Here is a 22,191-nt window from a genome sequence, read left to right as displayed (position 1 = left end):
TTTAAAATTTATAAAGCCTTGAATTTCTCAAGGCTTTTTTCTGTTCTAAAATGAAAATAATAACACTAATTAACAACTATTCTAGTCTAATTAAAAGTACATTTGCCGATTAATTATTAGAGCACATGAATACAACAAAACACTATATTGCTGCTACCCTAGCTTTTACTATTTGGGGTTTTTTTAGTTTGGTTTTAAAACCCTTATCCGACTTTTCTGCTTTTGATATTTTGAGCTACCGTTCTATCGTTTCTGTAGCAATTATGTTGGTCGTAACCTTGTTTTTCAGACCAAAGGTTTTAAAAAAGAACGTATTACTATTTAAATCATTGAAAAAAAAGGAACGGATTCGAATTCTATTTATAAATATGTTTAGTGGTTTCTTTTTAGCTTTTAATTGGTATATTTTTATTTATGTTATGAATAATGTTAGTGTGAAAGCAACATCATTAGCCTATTTAATTTGTCCAATTCTAACCATGGTTTTAGCCTTCATTATTTTAAAGGAAAAACTCTTTAAACTTCAATGGTTTTCGGTAGTTTTAAGCTTCACAGCCTGTATTCTTCTGTCTTTAGGAAACTTTACAGATTTACTTTACAGTATGGTAATTGCTTTAACGTATGCTATTTATTTAGTCTTACAACGTAGAAATCAGGAATTGGATCGGTTTTTAATTCTAACGGTTCAAATTGTTTTTGCCGTCATTATTTTAAGTCCATTTTTTCTGACTTATGAGTATCAAACGCCTAAAACAAGCTTTTTTTATAGTATGATTGCTCTAATAGCAATAGGATTTACCATTATACCCATGTTTTTAAATATCTACGCGTTACGAGGTTTAAATTCATCAGTGGTTGGTATTTTTATTTATTTGAATCCTTTGATTAATTTTTTCCTAGCAGTCTTTTATTTCAAAGAAACAATTACGGTCATGCAAGGTGTTAGTTATGGACTTATTATAATATCCATTATCATATTTAATATACCAGCTTTAAAACATCGTATAAACAGAAGACGTGCTGCACATATTCAATAAAAAAAGGTCCAGAAGTATATCAAGACCTTTTTTTAAAACTAACCTAAAATTAAACTTAAAATAAAAAAACTAAACTAAACTAAACTATCGTTAAAGTGTTTAGCACCACTGTTTTAATTATTCAAATGTACTATTCTAAAAAGGAAAGGGCTTTATATAATCGATAAACTGAATTTATATTTGTTAAGTCAAATGTTTTTGTAAAAAATATCTGTGAAATACCGTTATAAGTTTCTCTTTAATCAATTGTATCGTAATTAAACTTTAAAATTTCCCGACGTCTTTTCATTTTATCAAACAAACTAAAAATGGTAATTTAGATTTTCATTTTATATTAAAAACTCTAAAATTCAAACGTGTCAAAAAAGTTAAATAAAATAGAACTGAAAACGTTTTTGGATGAAAAAGTCGCACAATACAATACACGTGATTTTCTTGAAACGGATCCTATTAAAATACCGCATACCTTCTCCATAAAAGAAGATGTAGAAATTTCAGCATTCTTAACGGCAACCATTGCTTGGGGAAATAGAAAAAGCATTATTAATAATGCGCAACGCATGATGCAGATGTTGGATCAAGAACCGTATCAGTTTATCATGAATCATCAAGAATCGGATTTAAAAGCTCTGGAGCCGTTTGTTCATAGAACTTTTAATGGTTTAGATTTTATCACTTTTATAAGCGGTTTACAGCATATTTATACCAATCACAACGGATTAGAAGCTGTTTTTGAAAAGTATGCAGAGGCTTCAAGTCTTCAACCTGCCATTCACCATTTTAAAAAAGCATTTTTTGAAATTGAGCATTTACCTAGAACACAGAAACATGTTTCAGATCCTTTAAAAAATTCAGCAGCTAAACGCATAAATATGTTTTTACGTTGGATGGTACGACCTGAAAACACAGGTGTGGACTTTGGAATTTGGAAATCTATGAGCACGAAACAATTATCCTGTCCGTTGGATGTTCACTCTGGAAACGTAGCTAGAAAACTAGGTTTATTAACCAGAAAACAAAACGATGGCAAGGCCTTGTTAGAATTAGATACCAATCTCCGAAAGCTAGATGCCAATGATCCTGTGAAATATGATTTTGCCCTTTTTGGATTAGGCGTTTTTGAAAGCTTCTAACTAAATTCAGTATCTTTAAATTTTCAATTAAACCAATTCATTTTTATGAAAAAATTACTTTTTATTTTCAGTGTTTTATCGTTTATCCAAGTTCATTCTCAAAACAGAAAAATTCCGGTAGACACCATGGTGGTTACTAACCATAGTACAACTATTAATGGTGTTGGTATGAATTATTCGGCAACAACAGGAACACAACCCGTTTGGAATTCAGATGGAGAACCTATGGCGACTTTATTTTACACGTATTACCAACGCAGTAGTGTGAAGGATAAAGCAAACCGACCTTTGGTAATTTCATTTAATGGTGGACCTGGTTCGGCTTCTGTTTGGATGCATGTAGCTTATACCGGACCACAAATTTTGAAAATTGATGATGAAGGTTATCCTGTTCAGCCTTATGGCGTAAAAACTAACCCATACTCTATTTTAGATGTGGCCGATATTGTTTTTGTAAATCCAGTAAATACAGGTTATTCACGAATGGTAGAAGATAAAGATGGGAAATTACCAGACCGGAAAAACTTTTTCGGCATTAACGCCGACATTAGTTATTTAGCCGAATGGATAAATACATTTGTTACGCGACATAATCGTTGGGAATCTCCTAAATATTTAATAGGTGAGAGTTATGGTGGACCTCGAGTTATGGGTTTAGCTGAAGAATTACAAAACAACCAATGGATGTATTTAAATGGTGTTATTTTGGTATCTCCAGCCGATTATAAAATCTACTCTACCGATCAACCCATTTATTCCGCTTTAAATTTACCATACTTTACAGCTGCTGCATGGCATCAAAAAGCGTTGGCTCCTGCCCTTCAACAAAAAGATTTATCTGAAATATTACCAGAAGTTGAAGCTTATGCTATAGATAAACTCATGCCAGCCATTGCAAAAGGTGGATTTATTTCTGAAGCAGAACGAAATGCCGTAGCTGAAAAAATGAGCTTGTATTCAGGTTTAAGTCAATCATCGATTTTAGATCATAATTTAAATATTCCGACTAGTTTTTTCTGGAAAGAATTATTACGCGATCGTGGTTATACTATTGGAAGATTAGATTCACGCTATTTAGGCATTGATAAAATGGCTGCTGGAAATTCACCAGACTATAATGCGGAATTATCGTCTTGGTTGCATTCCTTTACGCCAGCAATTAATTATTATTTGCGCGAACATTTAGATTTCAAAACAGACGTAAAATATAATATGTTTGGTGATGTGCATCCTTGGGATAGGCAAAATGATAATACTAGAGATCGTTTACGCCAGGCTATGGCTCAAAACCCGTATTTAAAGGTATTGGTGCAATCTGGTTATTATGATGGTGCTACAACCTATTTTGCTGCTAAATATACAGTTGGACAATTGGATCCTTCTGGCACTATGAAAGATCGTTTTACATTTAAGGCTTACAGAAGTGGACACATGATGTATTTACGTAAAGAAGATTTAAAATCGTCTAATGATGATATTCGTGACTTTATTAAAAACTCATTACCGAATGGTAAATCTGCTAAATACTAGATTTTACCAAATTTCTTAAAACAAAAAACACCTGATGAAGCGAATCATCAGGTGTTTTTTTATATTTTTAAATATTCAGTTTACCCTTTCAACCACGCATTTCGCAATTCTTTTTGCGCTGCTGTAGCATCTGCTTTATTGTGTAAACTATTTCCTGTAGTATACGCTGGAGTTAAAGCTGTTTTAATAGCAACATCTTTTCCATCACGACTTAAAACCACATTAACTTCTTGTCCTTCTTCCCAAGAAAATACATCTTGGAAAACCTTGTTCGCATTTTGTAACGAAACTGGAGTTCCATCAATAGATTTAATCACATCCTTTGGCATAGCACCTTGTTCTTTCCAAAAGCTATTTCCTAAAACATTATCTGTAAAAAAGATAGTCCCTTCGCCTTGATTTGCTGTAACAATTAAAGCCCCATTTCCTTGAATGTAGTTTGTTTTAACTTGACCTTCGCCAATTTCAATACCTACTTTTTCAAAAAATACATTATAATCAATTGGAACATCACCAATCACGTGATCGTCAAAAAAGGTACGTAAAGTTGGGTATGTCATAGCAACGATTTCATCCATAATTTTATCATCATCAAATGGTTTGTTTTTACCGTATTTCATTGATAATTCTTTCATAAGTGATAATATTCCACGATTACCATCGCTTCCTTCACGAATTAAAATATCCAAACACATACCAATTAAAGCACCTTTTTGATATACGTTATAATACTGACTTGCATATGGCTCATCTAATACGTTTTCACTCATTACCGTAAAACTCATAGCATCATTCATGCCTTTTGCAGCACCAATTTTATCCATAATTTTCTTGTAAAACTCATCTTCAGGAACTAAACCTTGATTTAATTGAAACAGTGTTGCAAAGTATTCTGTTACACCTTCATACATCCATAAATGCTTCGAAAATGTTGGATTGTTATAATCGAAATAATGAACATCATCAGAATGCACGCTTAAAGGCGTTACAATATGAAAAAACTCATGAGATACAATATCAATCATACTTTTATCCAATGCACTTTGTGGCATAGATTCTGGCATCACAACAACTGTAGATGTATGGTGTTCTAAAGCGCCAAAACCTTTTGGTGAATCTGCTTCGCCATCTGATAAATACACATAAATATCATAACGAGGTGTACTATCCACATCACCTAAATATGTTTTTTGCCCTTCCATCATAGTCTGCATGGCATCTTTCATGGATTTAGCACTGTGCTTTTTGTTTGGTGAATATACACTCAAAACAATTTTAATTCCACCTACTTCAAATTCTTCTACATCTAACTTTCCATACATCATTGGATTATCAGTAATATCAAAATAACGAGGCGCAAAATAAGATGATGTCATAGCTGTACCATCAGCACTTGTATTAGATTCTGACATTTGTAAAGCTGAAGTTCTAACAAAATCAGCTGGAGCAATGACATCCAATTTATATTGGTTGTTTTTAAGCGAATCAAAATAACCAATAAATCCATGTAAATTTAACACATAGTTATTAGGCTCAATATTTGTTCCTGCAGGAGAAAATGGCACATCACCACCAATACCGCCAACCACTTCTTGGTCAAATGTATCATTTACATAATAGGTAATGTAATCTAATTGTGAAGCATTAGCAATGGTCCAAGAATTAGTATCTACCTTATTTGCAGGCATAGGATTTCCGTTATAATCAAACGCTAGAAAGGTATCAATATACTTTCCAAAATCACTAACAGAATAGGTTCCTTGAACAACTTTTGGAAGTCTATATGTAACTGTTTCAACAGTAAAACGTCCTGGATTAATGGTTACAGGCACTTTATCATCAGAAACTTTAGTGATATCTATTACGGTTTCAATTGGATTGCTAGTGGCTAAATCGTCACTACTTGTTTTGGTTGAAGATCCACAAGCTACAAGCAATGCAGAAAAACCAATAATGGCTAGAGTTTTTTTCATTATTAAAAAATTAAGTTTTTTTACTTGACGCCCAAATGTACAATGTGTTACACATTTTTGCTATAACTTTTTGTTAAAATGAAGTTTAACTATATTCGCAATATGTCCAAATCCTTAATTAGTATTGTAACACCATTTAAAAACACGGAAAAATTTCTTCCCGACTGTTTGCAGTCTATTTTAAATCAAACATATACCAATTGGGAGTTAGTGATTATTGATGATGCATCAACCGATAACAGTTTCAGTATTGTAGAGCAATTTGCTAATCACGATAAACGTATAAAACTTTATAAAAATCCAGGTTCTAGTATTATTCAAGCTTTGCAATTTGCTTTTTCTAAAACTTCAGGTGATTTTATTACGCGAATGGATAGTGATGATATCATGACTCCTAATAAACTTGAAGTTTTGCATGCCAATTTAATGGAATATGGCCAAGGACATGTAGCCGTTGGACAGGTAAAATATTTCCGAGAAGATGGTATAAGTGATGGTTTTGCCAAGTATGAAATCTGGCTGAACCATTTAACAGAATCGGGGACCAATTTTAAAGAGATTTATAAGGAGTGCGTCATTCCATCGCCTTGCTGGATGGTTCATCGCGCCGATTTTATAGCTTGTGATGCATTTAATCCTAACACCTATCCGGAAGATTATGATTTAGCATTTCGCTTTTACAAATACAGTTTAAAATGTATTCCATGTTCTGAAACCATTCATTTATGGCGAGATTACAGCAGTAGAACATCGAGAACACATGAAAACTATGCGCAGAACAATTTTTTAGAATTGAAAGTTAACTACTTTATAGAACTAGATTACCAGGCATCTAGACCATTGGTAATTTGGGGCGCCGGAAAAAAAGGTAAAACGGTTGCTCGATTATTACAAGAGCAAAATATTCCGTTTTATTGGATTTGCGATAATCCTAAAAAAATAGGAAAAGAGATATACAATGTGACTTTGCACCACACAAATCACCTTAAAACATTGGTAAATCCACACTGTTTAATAACGGTTGCCAATAAAATAGAACAAAAAAACATTAAAAAGCAGTTGGAGGAATTAGCGTTAAAACCGGCTTCAGATTATTTCTTTTATTGCTAATCCTTTAATTTGTTGTTAAAAGGTTTTCTATTTCGTTGTAAACACTATTTTTGTAGGAAACAAACCAAGGAATGCAGTTTAAACATCCAGAAATACTTTACGCTTTATTTTTGCTTCTCATTCCTATTATTGTTCATTTATTTCAATTGCGTAAATTTCAAAAAGAATCCTTTACCAACGTAGCTTTCCTCAAAAAAGTAACGCTCCAAACACGTAAAAGTTCTCAAATAAAAAAATGGGTAACCTTACTGACACGTATGTTACTATTGGCGTGTGTTATTGTTGCATTCGCGCAGCCTTTCACCTCTAAAAATAATACCTTCAACACGACACCAGAAACCGTTATTTATTTAGATAATAGTTTTAGTATGCAAGCCAAAGGTGAAAATGGTGAGCTTTTAAAACGTGCCGTTCAGGAATTAATTGAGAATTTAGATCCAAACGAACCAATATCTTTAGTCACAAATACGGAAGTATATAAAAACACGACGCTTAAAAGTATTCAGAACGATTTATTGCAAATGGAATATGCTCCAAATCAACTACCATATGATGCCGCTATATTAAAAAGCTCCAAATTATTTAGCAATACAACTAATTTGAATCGGAACTTGGTGTTTATTTCAGATTTTCAAGAACAAGACAAGGCATTTAGCGTCCAATTGGATTCACTTTATAATATTCATCCTGTTCAATTAAAGCCCGTAAACACGCAAAATATTGCGATTGATAGTTTAAGTATTAAGAATACAACTGCTAGTAATACAACGCTTCAAGTCTTTTTAAAGTCTAATGAAAGCTCGTCTCGAAATGTACCTATTTCCTTATTTGATGGCGAAAAATTATTAGCTAAAACAACAACCAATCTAACAGATAATGCGGTTGCCGAGTTTACGCTAACAGAAAAAAGCATCACAAATGGCCAAATTGTTATTGATGATACCAGCTTGCAATTTGATAATACACTGTATTTTAATATTGATGAGCCTTCTGCAATTAACGTGTTAACGATTCAAGAAGCCACTTCAAGCAATTATTTAGAGCGCTTATTTGCTTCCGATGAATTTCAGTTAACTACCACAAGTCTGAATCAATTAAATTATAGTGCTATTGAAAAGCAGCAACTCATTGTTTTAAACGAATTAGGAACAATTCCTGGGTCTTTGGCAAACTCATTAACTGCCTTTATGAAACAAGGTGGATATGTGGTTATTATTCCAAATTCAACCTCGGAAATAGCCAATTATAATGCCCTTTTAGGCTTATTTGGTATGCAATTACAAGATGCTGTAACTACCGAAAAACGTGTTACCCAGATCAATTATTCGCATCCTATTTATAAAAATGTATTTGAAAAACAGGAATCTAATTTTCAATATCCGAAAGTAAACACCTTTTTTCCTGCACAATCGGCATCAGGCTCCAATGTATTATCTTTTGAAGATGGAAAACCATTTTTAGTTACCAATAATCAATTAGCCCTTTTTACAGCAGCTTTAAATACAGTCAATTCTAATTTTAGTGAATATGATTTAATTGTACCCACTTTCTACAATTTAGCACGACAAAGTTTACAGAAAGCCCAACTCTACTATACAATTGGTATTGAAAATAGTTTTGATGTTCCGGTTAATTTGGAACAGGATGGTGTATTATCATTAGAAAATGAAAACGGAAATATGATTCCTATGCAGCAGTATTTTAATGATAAAGTGACAATTACCACCACTGATTTACCAGAAACTGCAGGTGTTTACAGCATAAAAAATAAAACAACCACGATTACCAATGTCAGTTTTAATTATAACAGACACGAAAGCGATTTAAACTATCAGGATTTAAGTCTATTAAAGAACGTTAATATTAGTAATTCTGTTAGTGATATTTTTGAAACTATAAAAAGTGATACGAAAATCAATGCCTTATGGAAATGGTTTATTATTTTTGCATTAGCTTTTATAATTATTGAAATGCTCATCTTAAAATATTTTAAATGAACGTACTCATAAAATCTGCCACAATAATTGATTCTAAAAGCGATTTTCATAATCAAACGGTCGATATTTTAATTGAAAAAGGAACTATTTCTCAAATAGCTTCAACTATTAAAAACACAAACGATTACAAAGAAATTAAGTTAGATAACCTCCATGTCTCACAAGGATGGTTTGATAGTAGCGTGAGCTTTGGTGAACCAGGTTATGAAGAACGCGAAACCATTACTAATGGACTTAAAACAGCCGCATTTTCTGGATTTACAGCAGTTGCATTAAATCCAAATAGCAATCCTGTAATTGATAGTTTTGCTGATATTTCATTGGTAAAAGCCAAAGCGCAAAACCATGCCGTTTCCCTCTATCCTATTGGTACATTAACCAAAGGTGCTTTAGGGGAAAACATGGCCGAATTGTTTGATATGAGTCAGGCTGGAGCTGTTGCTTTCTATGATTATCAGAAACCGATTGAGAATCCAAACCTGATGAAAATTGCGCTACAATATGCCAGTAATTTTGATGGTTTAATTATGTCCTTTCCGCAGGAATCTCGTATTTCTCGTTCAGGTGTTATGAATGAACATGTTTCAAGTACACGTTTAGGATTAAATGGAAATCCAGCTTTAGCCGAAGAATTACAAATAGCAAGAGACTTATTTTTGTTAGAATATACAGGAGGCAAATTACATGTTCCAACCATTTCAACGGCCAAATCGGTTGAATTAATTCGCGACGCTAAAAAGAAGAAATTAGATGTCACTTGTAGTGTTGCCATTCATAACTTATATTTTACCGATGATGCACTTGAAACATTCAACACGAACTTTAAGGTATTACCTCCAATTAGAACACAATCAGATGTTAATGAATTAATAGAAGGTTTAAAAGATGGTACTATTGATATGGTAACTTCCGACCATAACCCGATAGATATCGAGCATAAAAAAATAGAATTTGATCATGCCAAATATGGCACAATTGGATTAGAATCTGCTTTTGGCGCACTACAAACACTATTCACTATTAAGAAAACAATTGCACTTTTAACCAATGGAAAAGAACGATTTGGAATAGAGCCAAGTTCCATTTCAATTGGAGAAAAAGCAAATATAAGTTTGTTTAATCCTGATGAAACATACACATTTCATAAAACAAATATCACGTCCACTTCTAAAAACGCCATTTTTGAAAATACAGAATTAAAAGGACTGGTTTACGGCGTAATTTCTAATAATAAAATGATTATAAAATAATGACAGATCAAACGATACAAGAAGGCAGAACCATGGCTATTGTAGCTTATTTTACGTTCGTAGGGTTAATAATAGCTATCGTCCTGAATATTGATAAAAAGAATCCCTTCACATCATTTCATATTAGGCAAATGTTAGGACTTGTAATTATGTTATTAGTTTCTAACATTACCGAGGAATACTTAAGTTCTTGGTTAGGAACCATTTTTTGGGCCATAACTTTTGTTAGTTGGCTGTTTGGATTGGTTTACGCCATTAAGTCTGAAATGAAACCCATTCCCGTTATTGGTGAAAAATTTCAGGAATGGTTTAGAAATATTAATTAAAAAAAAAGTCACATTGAATTTACACTATATCACAAGACCGTCATCGTTAAAAGAAAATGCACCTTTATTAATTCTATGTCATGGTTATGGCAGTGATGAAAACGATTTGTTTTCATTTGCTTCTGAACTTCCTGAAGAATTATTTATTATTTCCCTTCGTGCGCCTCAAGCCATGCAACCCTATGGAAATGCTTGGTATGCTATAAACTTTGATGCCGAGAAAGGAAAATGGAGCGATGATGAACAAGCAAAAGAATCTCGTGATCAAATATCTGTATTTATCGATTATGCGTGTGAAACCTATCCTGTTAATAAAGACAGCGTGAATTTATTGGGCTTTAGTCAAGGAACCATTTTAAGTTATGCGGTTGCATTAACCTATCCCGAAAAGGTAAAAAATGTGATTGCTTTAAGCGGATATATTAACCCAAATATTATTCCAGAAAACCCCCAAGAAAAAGATTACTCTAATCTAGATTTTTACTGCTCACATGGTAGCGCTGATCAAGTAATACCGGTAGATTGGGCCAGACAAGCACCTAAATTTTTAAACAGTTTGAATATTAAAAACCAATATGCTGAATTTCCAGTTGGTCATGGTGTAGCACCTCAAAATTTTTACGATTTTAAAAAGTGGTTAATTGAAAGGATATAAGAAGGCTTCCTCAACTTTAAACGTTAGTTGTTCATCTTCAGACAAATCATAGGTGATTAATAATTCGCCCCAATATTTTCCATCGGTAAAATTGGCTATAATCCATTTATGATTTAAAACGCGTATTTGGTCAATCATCATTTTACCACCATTTAGTGCTGGATAAGGAATTAAAGGGTGCTCTTCACCTTTTACTAAATTAAGTTCGTATAATTCATCTTTTATAAACGGAATCAACTCACTAACACGGTAACCTCTATCTTCAAAATAACTTAAAGCAGATTCTGTATTCATCACAGAAAATTCAGATAAGTTTAAAACATGATCACGTAACCCTGAAATGGTATCACTATACTTTTGAACATCGCGTTCATAATGTGCTACTTTTTTATCTATGATGCCTTCATAAGAATCTAGAATCCGCTTGGAGTTTACATATTGAAACACCACTATTAGTAAGGTGAATATAAACAGATACATAAAAATTTTGGTCTTCATTATATAGTGATTTGTAAGTTATCGTAAGCTAAAAAAACGTTTTCTGGCAAGGTTTGTTGTACGGCGTCATGAAAACCTAATAAATGACTAATATGCGTTAAATAAGCTCGCTTGGGTTTTAAATACGCTATAATTTCCAATGCCTGTTCTAAATTTAAATGCGATGGATGTTCGGTTTCACGCAAAGCATTAATCACCAAAACATCTAAACCTTTTAATTTCTGTAATTCAGCATCTTCAATTGCTTTAATATCCGTTAAATAGGCGAAATTCCGAAAACGATATCCAAACACTTGAATATTATAATGCATGGCGTTAATAGGAACAACCTGTATATTCCCTAAAGGAAATGCTTCGTTTTTCACTTCGTGTTGTACCACGCTTGGTGCACCTGGATATTTATTTTCGGTTGTAAAAATATAATCAAACCGTCGCGTTAATTCGCCTAAAACACGTTTATGAGCATAAATTGGAATAGCACCTTGTTTAAAAAAATACGGTCTAATATCATCCAATCCTGCTGTATGATCCGCATGTTCGTGTGTAAATATTACAGCGTCAATTTTTGTACATTTGGAGCGCAACATTTGCTGTCTAAAATCCGGCCCACAATCAATGACATACGTGAAATTATCCCATTCTACAAGAACAGAAACACGTAAGCGTTTATCTTTCGGGTTAGGACTTAAACAGACTGGATTTGCACTTCCAATAACAGGAATTCCTTGAGATGTACCAGTGCCTAAAAATGTAATTTTCAATCGTATTTATTTTGAAACAAAAATAGGGTTAATTTTTTGTTTGACCACCCGTTTTAATACCTTTGTCTCCTATTAATAATTGAAATTTGCAATGGAAATTAGCTTAAAAGGTGATAAAGAGTTTGATGAAATACCATCATTAAACACGAAAGCACTCCGTATAAATTTGAATGAGAATATTTACGGAACATTTGCTGAAATTGGTGCTGGTCAAGAAACGGTTCGTCAGTTTTTTAGAGCTGGTGGAGCTTCTGGAACGATTGCTAAAGCCATGTCTGCTTATGATAAGGATTTTAGTGATGCCATTTATGGTATTGAAGCAGATGGGCGTTATGTTACCGAAGCGCGTTTATTAAAAATGTTATACCATGAAATTGATTTAATGGAAAAGCGTTTGCCACGAGATAAACACCCTAATAAATTATTCTTTTCTTATGCTAATACGGTTGCTACAATTGACTTTGCTAAAAAATATAAAGGTCATGGTTGGGTAGGTATTCGTTATCAAATTGATGCCGATGAGCATGAGTATAATGAAATTTCATTGCATTTACGCTTTAAAGAAAACGATGCGCGTTTACAGCAGGAAACACTAGGTATTTTAGGCACCAATTTAATTTATGGCGCATTTTATAAACACAATGAACCTAAAAAATTGTTGCGTTATTTATACGATCATTTAGATAAAGATCAATTAGAAATTGATACCATTAACTTTTCAGGGCCTGCTTTTAAGGATGTTGATAACCGATTAATGAGTTTGCAATTAGTTAAAAATGGCATGACGGATGCCGTTATGTTTGCTCCAGATGGAAATAATGTATTACCAGCACGTGTACTTTATAAGAAGAATATTTTAGCATTGCGTGGCAGCTTCAGACCTGTTACAAAAGTAAATATTGACATGTTTGAGAAGTCTCATGCCATGTTTTTAAAAGAAAATAAAGTAGATCCCGATAAAACGCAAGTGGTTTTTGAAATCACTTTGTCCAATTTACGTGCAGAAGGTGAAATTGATGAGCAAGATTTTATGGATCGTGCCAAATTACTATGTTCATTAGGACACACAGTTTTAATTTCCAATTTCCAGGAATATTATAAATTAGTAGAATATTTTTCACAATACACCAAGAGCCGGATGGGATTAGCCATGGGCGTCAATAACTTGGTTGATATTTTTGACGAGAAATATTACCGTCATTTAAGTGGTGGTATTTTAGAAGCATTTGGAAAACTGTTTTTCAAAGATTTACGCGTTTACCTCTATCCTATGCAAGATGAAAATGGCGAACTAACAACCAGCGAAAACTTGAAAGTACATCCACGTATGAAAGAACTTTATAAGTTTTTCAAGTATAACGGTAAGGTGGTTGATATTACAGATTATGATAGTTCTATACTAACTGTTTTTTCTAGAAATGTCCTTAAAAAAATATCAGATGGTGAAGAAGGTTGGGAAACCATGCTACCAGAAGGTGTTTCGAAATTAATTAAAGAAAAAAGCCTGTTTGGTTGTGAAACAGAGGAAATGATTCACCCAGATGATATATAGAAATCCATTTATATGAACCAAAAATTAATAGTAACTCTGTTTTTCTGTTTCGGTCTTTTTTTTACGTGTAAAGCGCAAGATATGTCATCTGAATCTGAAACAACTCCAAAAGATTTAGTCGGAGAAATTTCAAGACAAGAATTAGTTAGTAATTCCGTGTTTAACCTTTGGTTTTCTGATAATTTCGAAAATTATCAATTAGATAGCCAAACTATAGAAACGCTAAAGGATATTCCAACGAAAAATTTAAGCTTTAAAATAATTATGGGAACTTGGTGTAGCGATAGTCAACGTGATGTTCCGCGATTTGCTAGAATATTGGATGAACTACATATATCTGAAAACGCCATTAATTACTATGCTTTAGATGCTGATAAACTATCACCTTCCAAAATTGAAGATACGTATCAAGTAAGTCACGTTCCTACTTTTATTATTTATAAAAACGGTGAAGAACTGAATCGTATTGTTGAAATGTCTATTCGGACTTTAGAAGAAGACTTACTTATTATTCTTACAACTAATGACTATCAGCATATTTATGCGGATTAGTCCGTTTTAGTTTACTATTGAGAACAAAAATTAATGCTTAAACAATTAAGAAAGCGCCCCAATTGGGGCGCTTTCTTTTTTGAACATAGATTTCATAGTAAATATGGACAAATATGACCAAAAACCACCAAAATTAAAGTCAGATATTTTGTCAAAGCACTCAAGCTGAGTCATTTTACGCGAAAACCGTAACGGTTTTTTGGCTTTTCGATGAACGACACATATTTCATTAAAAACACTTGTTTATTTCTATTTTTTTTTTCTAAATTGGAAATGTTAAGGCATATTTTGTTTATTTACAGTATTCAAAATTATGTTTTAACGTAAAGATTAATCTTATGCAAGCGCTTGCTTTTTTTTATTAAATTCTTAATACTGTAAAATATGAAAGAGAAAATATTTTCAATAAAAGTTTTAAGATTTGTTCCAATTATATTAGTAATTTTGGGTTATATCTTAACTAAACAACTGGATATCTTTACGTCAGAACAAGATATATATGTATTGATTTTGGTCAATGCAATAGCATTTATTTCTTTATTTTTTTTATATAAGAATAAGGTAAATAAGATTTCAGCTCAAAGAATAGCAGTATTAGGAATTGCTATTGTGGCAAGTATTATATTGTATTTTATGTATTTGCCCTAGACTATATTTGGTTGGAGTAAAAAGCGACCGAATCAGGTCGCTTTTTACTTTTTAACCCAAAATCTGATCCGTATGTGCTTTCGTTTTTACTTTGGTAATAACCTCCTCAATTAGTCCATTTTCATCAATAACAAAAGTGGTTCTGTGAATACCGTCATACTCCTTACCCATAAATTTTTTCGGTCCCCAAATGCCATAAGCTTCAATAACCGTTTTATCTTCATCGGCTAATAATGGAAATTTAAAATCGTATTTATTTTTAAAAGTACTTTGTCTTTTTTCGCTATCTGCACTAACGCCTAAAATATCATAACCTGCTTTTTGAAAACGGCCGTAATTATCACTTAAATTACAAGCTTCCGCTGTACAACCTGGCGTGCTGGCTTTTGGATAGAAAAACAACACGAGTTTCTTTCCTTTATAATCGCTTAAAGAAATGCTATTTCCATCTTGGTCTTTTGCTGTAAAATTAGGTGCTTTATCTCCTGGTTTTAAATTTGTCATAGTATCTTTGTTTAAAATCAATTTCTGTAAAAATACAATTTATGACCAAACAAGAAAAGGTAGAATTCGTTATAAAAACGTTAAAGGAACTGTATCCAACTATTCCAGTGCCTTTAGATCATAAAGATCCATATACCTTGCTGATTGCCGTTTTAATGTCGGCCCAAAGCACCGATGTTCGGGTTAATAAAATTACACCACTACTTTTTGCTAAAGCAGATAATCCGTATGATATGATAAAACTATCGGTTGAAGAAATCAGAGAAATTATCAAGCCTGTCGGCTTATCGCCTATGAAAAGCAAAGGGATTCATGGCTTATCACACATTTTAATTGATAAACATAATGGTGAAGTTCCAAGAACGTATGAAGATCTTGAGGAACTTCCTGCTGTTGGTCATAAAACGGCTGCTGTGGTATTATCGCAAGCTTTTGGTATTCCAGCTTTTCCAGTGGATACACATATTCATAGACTCATGTATCGTTGGGGATTTACCAATGGAAAGAATGTGGTCCAAACAGAGAAAGATGCCAAACGCTTATTTCCTGAAGAACTTTGGAATGATTTGCATTTGCAGGTTATTTGGTATGGTAGAGAATATTCGCCTGCTCGAGGTTGGGATATGGAAAAAGATATTATTACGAAGACAGTTGGTAGAAAAACGGTGTTGAATGATTATTATTCTAGAAACAAAAAATAAATATAGAAAAAAGAGATTCCTGCATTTGCAGGAATGAAAAAAAAAAAGTCCTGAGACTAATCAGGACTTTTTCAAAGTTTAGTTGAGAAGCGCTTCAAACTTCATCTTATTACAATTTATAACACTTAAAGCCTTCGAATAATCAAGAAGAAATTTTACAGTTTCCTCTTTTGGGTTTAAATTAACTTGATTTTGGGGTTTCTTTTGAGAGTAAAGTTTTGCCATTAAAATTCAAATATTTTGGTTTATACTTTACTTAACGCAACAAGTTAAATTATATTGTATCAATTAGTTAAAACTATATTATGTTTATCTATTATCTTTCTCATATTAATTAATGCATAACGCATTCTTCCTAAAGCTGTATTGATGCTAACACCTGTTTTTTCTGATATTTCTTTAAAACTCATGTCATTATACATACGCATCATTAACACTTCTTTTTGATCTTCAGGTAATTCTTCAATCACACGACGCACATCATGTTCAACTTGTTCTTTAATTAAACTTCTTTCAGCATCCAGCGTACTATCACTTAAAACAGAAAAAATATTAAAGTCGCCCGTATTACTAAATTTAGGCATACGGTTGTTTTTTCGGAAATGGTCTATTACCAAATTATGAGAAATACGCATAACCCAAGGTAAAAACTTTCCTTCTTCATTGTATTTACCCATTTTTAAGGTTTTAATAACCTTAATGAAGGTATCTTGAAAAATATCATCGGCAATATCCCGATCATAAACTTTAGAATAAATGAAACTGAAAATACGTTGTTTATGCCTATTGATTAAGACCTCAATGGCTTGCTCATTTCCTTGTATGTAACTGGTAACCAAGGTAGCATCCGTGATAAGATTGTTTTGCATAATCATTACTTTTATACCAGAATAAATCTGGTTTGGGGTTAAAAAGATATTATAAAGTAATGTTAAACGTATAGGCTACTCTTGTGATTTTTAGGTTTATAGAATCCAAATATAACAACATATCTTTTAAAAAAACAAACTTATTTTCATATTTCCCTAAAATAATTTGCAATACATTCTATTTTTTAATGGTATTTTGTTGTAGTATCTTTGCACAATTAATTCTGCCAATAGCTTATGAATACTAATATTTCCGAAGTCAATCCTAAAGAAAACATCATCATTAAAGGTGCTAAATTGCACAATTTAAAAAATATTGATGTTGTTATTCCTCGGAATAAATTGGTGGTAATTACAGGATTATCAGGATCCGGAAAATCAAGTTTAGCTTTTGATACCCTTTATGCCGAAGGGCAAAGGCGTTATGTAGAAAGCTTATCCAGTTACGCCAGACAGTTTTTAGGTCGTTTAAATAAACCTAAAGTAGATTACATAAAAGGTATTGCGCCAGCTATTGCCATCGAGCAGAAAGTGAACTCTACCAATCCACGGTCTACAGTTGGAACATCAACTGAAATTTATGATTATTTAAAATTACTGTTTGCTAGAATTGGTAAAACCTATTCGCCTAAATCTGATAAAGAGGTTAAAAAAGATACCGTTGCTGATGTTTTAAAACATATTAAAGCATTTCCTGAAGGTGAAAAACTCCTCCTCCTCGCTCCTGTTTTTTTAGAAAAAGATAGAAAATTAGCTGATAAATTAAAAGTACTTAATCAACAAGGTTACGCTAGAATTAAAGTGAATGACTCTGTGGTGCGAATTGATGAGGCTTTTGATATAAAAGAAAAGCCGGAAAACATCTATTTGGTTGTAGATCGTGTTATTACCAAAGACGAAGAAGATTTTTATAACCGATTAGCAGATGCTATTGAAACGGCCTTTTTTGAAGGAAAAGGTAATTGTTATATTGAATCACTTTCCACAAATAAGCAAGAACATTTCAGTAATAAATTTGAATTAGATGGCATTGATTTTTTAGAACCAAATGTCCATTTATTTAGTTTCAATAATCCATATGGTGCTTGTCCAACCTGTGAAGGTTATGGTGATGTAATTGGTATTGATGAAGATTTAGTAATTCCAAATACGGGATTATCCATCTATGATAGCGCTGTATTTGCATGGCGTGGTGATAGTATGAGTTGGTATAAAGATCAGCTAGTTAATAATTCGCATAAATTCAATTTCCCGATACATAAACCTTATTATGATTTAACGCCAGCCCAAAAACAATTAGTTTGGGATGGTAATCAATATTTTGAAGGCTTAAATAGCTTTTTTGCCGAATTAGAATCCAAAGCATATAAAATTCAGAATCGCGTTATGCTTTCTAGATATCGTGGAAAAACAAAGTGTAAAACCTGTAAAGGAAAACGTTTACGTCCGGAAGCAGATTTTGTAAAAATTAGCAATGCCACCATTACGGATCTGGTAGACATGCCTTTGGACACGTTAGCTGAATTCTTTAAAAACCTAAAGTTAAATGCGCACGATACTCAAATAGCAAAGCGTTTATTAAAAGAAATAAACAACCGATTAAGCTTTTTGGATAATGTGGGTTTAAGTTATTTAACCCTCAATAGAAAATCGAACACGCTTTCTGGTGGTGAAAGTCAGCGTATTAATTTAGCGACCAGTTTAGGAAGTAGTTTGGTTGGTTCCATGTACATTTTAGATGAGCCGAGTATTGGTTTACACCCAAAAGATACCGAACGTCTAATTGATGTTTTAAAAGCTTTACGCGATTTAGGTAATACCGTAATTGTAGTAGAACATGATGAAGATATCATGCAAGCTGCAGATGAAATTATAGATATTGGTCCTGAAGCTGGCACATTTGGTGGTCATGTGGTTGCTACTGGAACGTTTCAAGATATTTTAAAATCTTCTTCTCTAACGGCGCAATATTTAAATGGTGATTTGGAAATTAAAGTTCCTGAAAAAAGACGCACGTCTAAATATGCGGTTGAAATTATTGGCGCCAAAGAAAACAATTTAAAAAACATAGATGTCACACTCCCGCTTGGTATGCTAACCGTTGTAACAGGCGTTTCTGGAAGTGGAAAAAGTACACTGATTAAAAAAATTGTTTATCCTGCTTTACAAAAGAAAATAACGGACTTTGGTGATAAACCAGGGCAATTTTCGGAATTAAAAGGAAATTTTAGCAATGTTAAACATATTGAATTTGTAGATCAAAATCCTATAGGAAGATCATCACGTTCCAATCCAGTAACCTATATCAAGGCTTATGATGATATTCGCGCGCTTTTTGCGAGTCAGAAATTAAGTAAAATACGGAATTACCAACCCAAGCATTTTAGTTTTAATGTAGATGGTGGGCGTTGTGAAACTTGTAAAGGTGAAGGTGAAGTGACTATTGAAATGCAATTTATGGCAGATGTGCATTTAACCTGTGAAACCTGTAACGGAAAACGCTTTAAGAAAGAAGTATTAGAAGTTCAATTTGAAGGCAAATCTATTGACGATATTTTAAACTTAACCATTGATGATGCCATTGATTTTTTCACGAAGACCGAACAGAAAAAAATTCAAACTAAACTACAACCTTTACAAGATGTTGGTTTGGGTTATGTAACATTAGGGCAAAGCTCCTCTACCCTTTCTGGTGGTGAAGCACAGCGTATTAAACTAGCTACATTTTTAGGAAAAGGTAGCAAAAGTGATCAAGCTTTATTCATTTTTGATGAACCAACAACCGGTTTGCACTTTCATGATATTCAAAAACTACTAAAATCCTTTTATGCGTTGATTGAAAAAGGACATTCTATTATTGTTATTGAACACAATTTGGAATTGATAAAATGTGCTGACTATATTATCGATTTAGGTCCAGAAGGCGGTGAACGTGGTGGACAACTCATTGCAGAAGGTACTCCTGAAGAACTTGTTAAAAACAAGAAATCTATCACTGGACACTACCTAAAAGAGAAACTTTAATAAAACATAAAAGCAAAAACTAGCACAACAACACCTGTAATCACCACAACAGGTGAGAATAGTATAGTAGTAAAACATGCTTTAAAGAAACTTTTAACCATACTCTGATTATAAAATCGTTTCATAGCCAAAACCAAGTAGATGAAAGTCGATAAAATTATAATCCAGTCAATCCAATCTGGAATATCGACCATGAAATTAACAATAATAATTAAGCTAAATACTGTAAATAGGTAGGAGAAATAGTAAAAGCTAAATATTAAATGATGCGTATAACTTCCACTCTTTCTATAGAACAAGAATAAGATTAATGCGAAAATTGGTAATACAAAGAACATGGCAATAGGAATGGTGTCAAAAAACGTTTGAAATAATCCACCAGCTTTTTTTAATTTATAGAACTTCAATCCTTGCTTATATATTCTAGTTTTAATGGTTCCTGCATCATCGGGACGTCCCATTTCTTTGTAAATAACTTCCTCTGGAGCATCCAATGCAATTAAAGAATCTAGTGTTTTTTCAATGGGTCCTAACGAAAATTCAACAGCCCTAAAATCCTTGTCTTGAACGATAGAATCTATTTCCTTATCTGTCATCCCTGTTATAAACTGATTATTTTTTAATGCCTTTCTAACTTCAACTCTATCAACAGAATCAAGTTTTAGTTTTGTTAGCCTTTTTTCTAAATTCATGGCATCTTTAATGGAATCGCCTGTAGTGCTATCATATATCACATCTTTTTCAAAGCCTTTAGTCAAATTAGCATCTAATTTTTCCGTCCAATTAGTTACTTTAAAGGAATTCAAAAAGAAAAACACAATGGCAATAAACAAATACATTTGAGCTGGATGCAAGTACAACAAGCGTTTTCCTAAAACAAATTGCTTCGCTAGATAACCTGGTTTTAATAGAAGTGGTAAAAAGCTTTTAAAGAAACGTGCATCAAAAGAAAAATAGTTGCTAATCGTATTATAAAACAAAACTTTCAGCGTCAAATCATCATTTCGTTTTTGACCACAATGCGGACAAAATTCAAAGTTTTCATTGAATAACGATTCGCAATTCTTACAAATATGATTATTATGAGCCATACAATTTTATTGAAGTTATAAAACTATAAAAAAGAAATCACATTTTAGAAACAATAAAAATCTACATATCAATGACTTATGTTTTTGGCACGACAATTGGATACTACTTTGAACATAGCGAAAGCCGAAAAGCTCATGAGTAGGCATAATCAAAATCCTAATAAGATGAAAAAACAAGTACTTTTATTTACAGCTTTGTTAATAGGATTAACAACTGTAACAGCAAACGAAAATCGGTCTGTATCTACAGCTGATGATTTAACAATTTTGAACAATAGCTATGCGCAGCCAATTATTTTTATGGAACGTGGTATTGAATTCATGATTTTTCCAAATGGTAGTTTTGACTTTAATACAAATGCGAGTCCACAAGCAAGTCACTTTGAAAGTAATTATTACTACAGAAGCTCAACACAAACAAGACGTGGTTCTGTAAATGTCACCTTTGGCGCTCCTGCAGCCACTAAAGGCGTACGTTATGCAGCTCCAAGAAATCGAGGTGTCATTATAACTCATGATGCCAACGGACAAGTAAGACGGATTGGGAATGTATTTATTAATTACGACCGAAACGGGAAAATTAAACGTGCTGGATCTATATATATGAACTATAATCGAAATGGCTTGTTAAAACAAGTTGGTGGATTACATATTAATTATAACAGTTGGGGCGAAATTATTAGCCAATATGGTTTTGTGAGTCCATTTAGTAATATGTGTCACGTTTGTGGTATTTATAGCTGTACTACAAGTCATGGTTCTATAAATACACATTCTGATTATAATAATAATGATTATAATTCAGAAGATTTCTATTACTATAAAAAGGGTAAATCAGATGACCCTAAAATCAAAGCGCAACCAATAAAGCGTAAAAGATAAGTTTTAGTTAGTTAGTTAGTTAGTGAAAAATCCCAAGTAATCTGAAAATGATTATTTGGGATTTTAGTTTTTGTTAGGTTGTTGAGTTTATAATAATA

General features: G+C 32.7%; 20 protein-coding genes. 14 read left to right on the top strand and 6 right to left on the bottom strand.

Annotated features, from left to right (window positions below):
* Positions 1-125 precede the first annotated feature (125 nt).
* The 3 genes from ES675_RS07685 (at position 126) to ES675_RS07675 (ending at position 3,700) form a co-directional block, all read left to right on the top strand.
* Positions 126-1,037 (top strand): EamA family transporter, encoded by a 912-nt coding sequence (locus ES675_RS07685; RefSeq protein ID WP_148367354.1) that lies wholly within the window; start codon positions 126-128, stop codon positions 1,035-1,037.
* 356 nt (positions 1,038-1,393) lie between these two features.
* Positions 1,394-2,170 carry a TIGR02757 family protein gene (locus ES675_RS07680; RefSeq protein ID WP_148367352.1) on the top strand — a complete coding sequence of 259 codons (777 nt, stop codon included), beginning with the start codon at positions 1,394-1,396 and terminating at the stop codon, positions 2,168-2,170.
* Between the two features lie 45 nt (positions 2,171-2,215).
* Positions 2,216-3,700, top strand: coding sequence for a S10 family peptidase (locus ES675_RS07675; protein ID WP_066247734.1), 1,485 nt, complete (start codon positions 2,216-2,218; stop codon positions 3,698-3,700).
* A gap of 80 nt (positions 3,701-3,780) precedes the next feature.
* Here the strand turns inward: ES675_RS07675 and ES675_RS07670 are convergent, their stop codons facing one another.
* Entirely contained in the window at positions 3,781-5,673 is a 1,893-nt protein-coding gene (locus ES675_RS07670) for a M61 family metallopeptidase (RefSeq protein WP_066247731.1), read from the bottom strand.
* A gap of 102 nt (positions 5,674-5,775) precedes the next feature.
* Here ES675_RS07670 and ES675_RS07665 point away from each other — a divergent pair, with 102 nt between their 5' ends.
* From ES675_RS07665 to ES675_RS07645, 5 genes are all read left to right on the top strand, one after another.
* Complete coding sequence (locus ES675_RS07665) at positions 5,776-6,783, top strand: glycosyltransferase family 2 protein (RefSeq protein ID WP_066248102.1); 1,008 nt, start codon at positions 5,776-5,778, stop codon at positions 6,781-6,783.
* 71 nt (positions 6,784-6,854) lie between these two features.
* Entirely contained in the window at positions 6,855-8,780 is a 1,926-nt protein-coding gene (locus tag ES675_RS07660) for a vWA domain-containing protein (RefSeq protein ID WP_066247729.1), read from the top strand.
* Positions 8,777-10,030 (top strand): dihydroorotase, encoded by a 1,254-nt coding sequence (locus ES675_RS07655; RefSeq protein ID WP_066247728.1) that lies wholly within the window; start codon positions 8,777-8,779, stop codon positions 10,028-10,030. Before ES675_RS07660 ends, ES675_RS07655 begins: the two co-directional genes overlap by 4 nt.
* Complete coding sequence (locus tag ES675_RS07650; RefSeq protein ID WP_066247726.1) at positions 10,030-10,356, top strand: DUF4870 domain-containing protein; 327 nt, start codon at positions 10,030-10,032, stop codon at positions 10,354-10,356. The genes ES675_RS07655 and ES675_RS07650 overlap by 1 nt, the downstream gene beginning before the upstream one ends.
* 13 nt (positions 10,357-10,369) lie before the next feature.
* Entirely contained in the window at positions 10,370-11,011 is a 642-nt protein-coding gene (locus ES675_RS07645; protein WP_066247724.1) for an alpha/beta hydrolase, read from the top strand.
* Here ES675_RS07645 and ES675_RS07640 read toward each other — a convergent pair.
* Both ES675_RS07640 and ES675_RS07635 read right to left on the bottom strand, forming a co-directional pair.
* Positions 10,994-11,509: a hydrolase gene (locus tag ES675_RS07640; protein ID WP_066247722.1), complete on the bottom strand. Its 516-nt coding sequence runs from the start codon at positions 11,507-11,509 to the stop codon at positions 10,994-10,996. The genes ES675_RS07645 and ES675_RS07640 overlap by 18 nt on opposite strands.
* A complete protein-coding gene (locus tag ES675_RS07635) occupies positions 11,509-12,270 on the bottom strand; it encodes an MBL fold metallo-hydrolase (protein ID WP_066247721.1) in 762 nt (253 codons plus the stop codon). Before ES675_RS07635 ends, ES675_RS07640 begins: the two co-directional genes overlap by 1 nt.
* A 91-nt stretch (positions 12,271-12,361) precedes the next feature.
* Between ES675_RS07635 and ES675_RS07630 the strand changes: the two genes are divergently transcribed.
* From ES675_RS07630 to ES675_RS07620, 3 genes are all read left to right on the top strand, one after another.
* Positions 12,362-13,822, top strand: a complete 1,461-nt coding sequence (locus ES675_RS07630; RefSeq protein WP_066247719.1) for a nicotinate-nucleotide adenylyltransferase — start codon at positions 12,362-12,364, stop codon at positions 13,820-13,822.
* A 12-nt stretch (positions 13,823-13,834) separates the two neighbouring features.
* On the top strand, positions 13,835-14,374 hold the full coding sequence (locus ES675_RS07625) for a thioredoxin family protein (RefSeq protein ID WP_148367350.1): 540 nt from the start codon (positions 13,835-13,837) through the stop codon (positions 14,372-14,374).
* 384 nt (positions 14,375-14,758) lie between these two features.
* A complete protein-coding gene (locus ES675_RS07620; RefSeq protein ID WP_066247715.1) occupies positions 14,759-15,022 on the top strand; it encodes a hypothetical protein in 264 nt (87 codons plus the stop codon).
* A 51-nt stretch (positions 15,023-15,073) separates the two neighbouring features.
* Here the strand turns inward: ES675_RS07620 and bcp are convergent, their stop codons facing one another.
* Positions 15,074-15,526, bottom strand: a complete 453-nt coding sequence (gene bcp, locus ES675_RS07615; RefSeq protein ID WP_066247713.1) for a thioredoxin-dependent thiol peroxidase — start codon at positions 15,524-15,526, stop codon at positions 15,074-15,076.
* 41 nt (positions 15,527-15,567) lie between these two features.
* Between bcp and ES675_RS07610 the strand changes: the two genes are divergently transcribed.
* Positions 15,568-16,227, top strand: coding sequence for an endonuclease III domain-containing protein (locus ES675_RS07610; protein WP_066247711.1), 660 nt, complete (start codon positions 15,568-15,570; stop codon positions 16,225-16,227).
* 284 nt (positions 16,228-16,511) lie between these two features.
* Here ES675_RS07610 and ES675_RS07605 read toward each other — a convergent pair whose 3' ends face one another.
* Positions 16,512-17,096 carry an RNA polymerase sigma factor gene (locus ES675_RS07605; protein WP_066248099.1) on the bottom strand — a complete coding sequence of 195 codons (585 nt, stop codon included), beginning with the start codon at positions 17,094-17,096 and terminating at the stop codon, positions 16,512-16,514.
* Positions 17,097-17,333: 237 nt separating this feature from the next.
* On the opposite strand from ES675_RS07605, the gene uvrA reads away from it, so the two are divergent.
* Entirely contained in the window at positions 17,334-20,120 is a 2,787-nt protein-coding gene (uvrA, locus tag ES675_RS07600; RefSeq protein WP_066247709.1) for an excinuclease ABC subunit UvrA, read from the top strand.
* Here uvrA and ES675_RS07595 read toward each other — a convergent pair.
* The gene (locus tag ES675_RS07595) at positions 20,117-21,211 is read right to left on the bottom strand and encodes a DUF3667 domain-containing protein (RefSeq protein ID WP_066247707.1); all 1,095 of its coding nucleotides are present in this window, start codon (positions 21,209-21,211) and stop codon (positions 20,117-20,119) included. The two genes, uvrA and ES675_RS07595, sit on opposite strands and share 4 nt — an antisense overlap.
* Before the next feature lie 165 nt (positions 21,212-21,376).
* Between ES675_RS07595 and ES675_RS07590 the strand changes: the two genes are divergently transcribed.
* Entirely contained in the window at positions 21,377-22,093 is a 717-nt protein-coding gene (locus ES675_RS07590) for a hypothetical protein (protein ID WP_148367349.1), read from the top strand.
* Positions 22,094-22,191 lie beyond the last annotated feature (98 nt).

This window comes from Algorimicrobium algoritergicola, assembly GCF_008086165.1.
GTDB lineage: Bacteria > Bacteroidota > Bacteroidia > Flavobacteriales > Flavobacteriaceae > Algorimicrobium > Algorimicrobium algoritergicola.
Note: the sequence above shows the minus strand (reverse complement) of the source record. Positions and strands in the feature narration are given on the sequence as shown.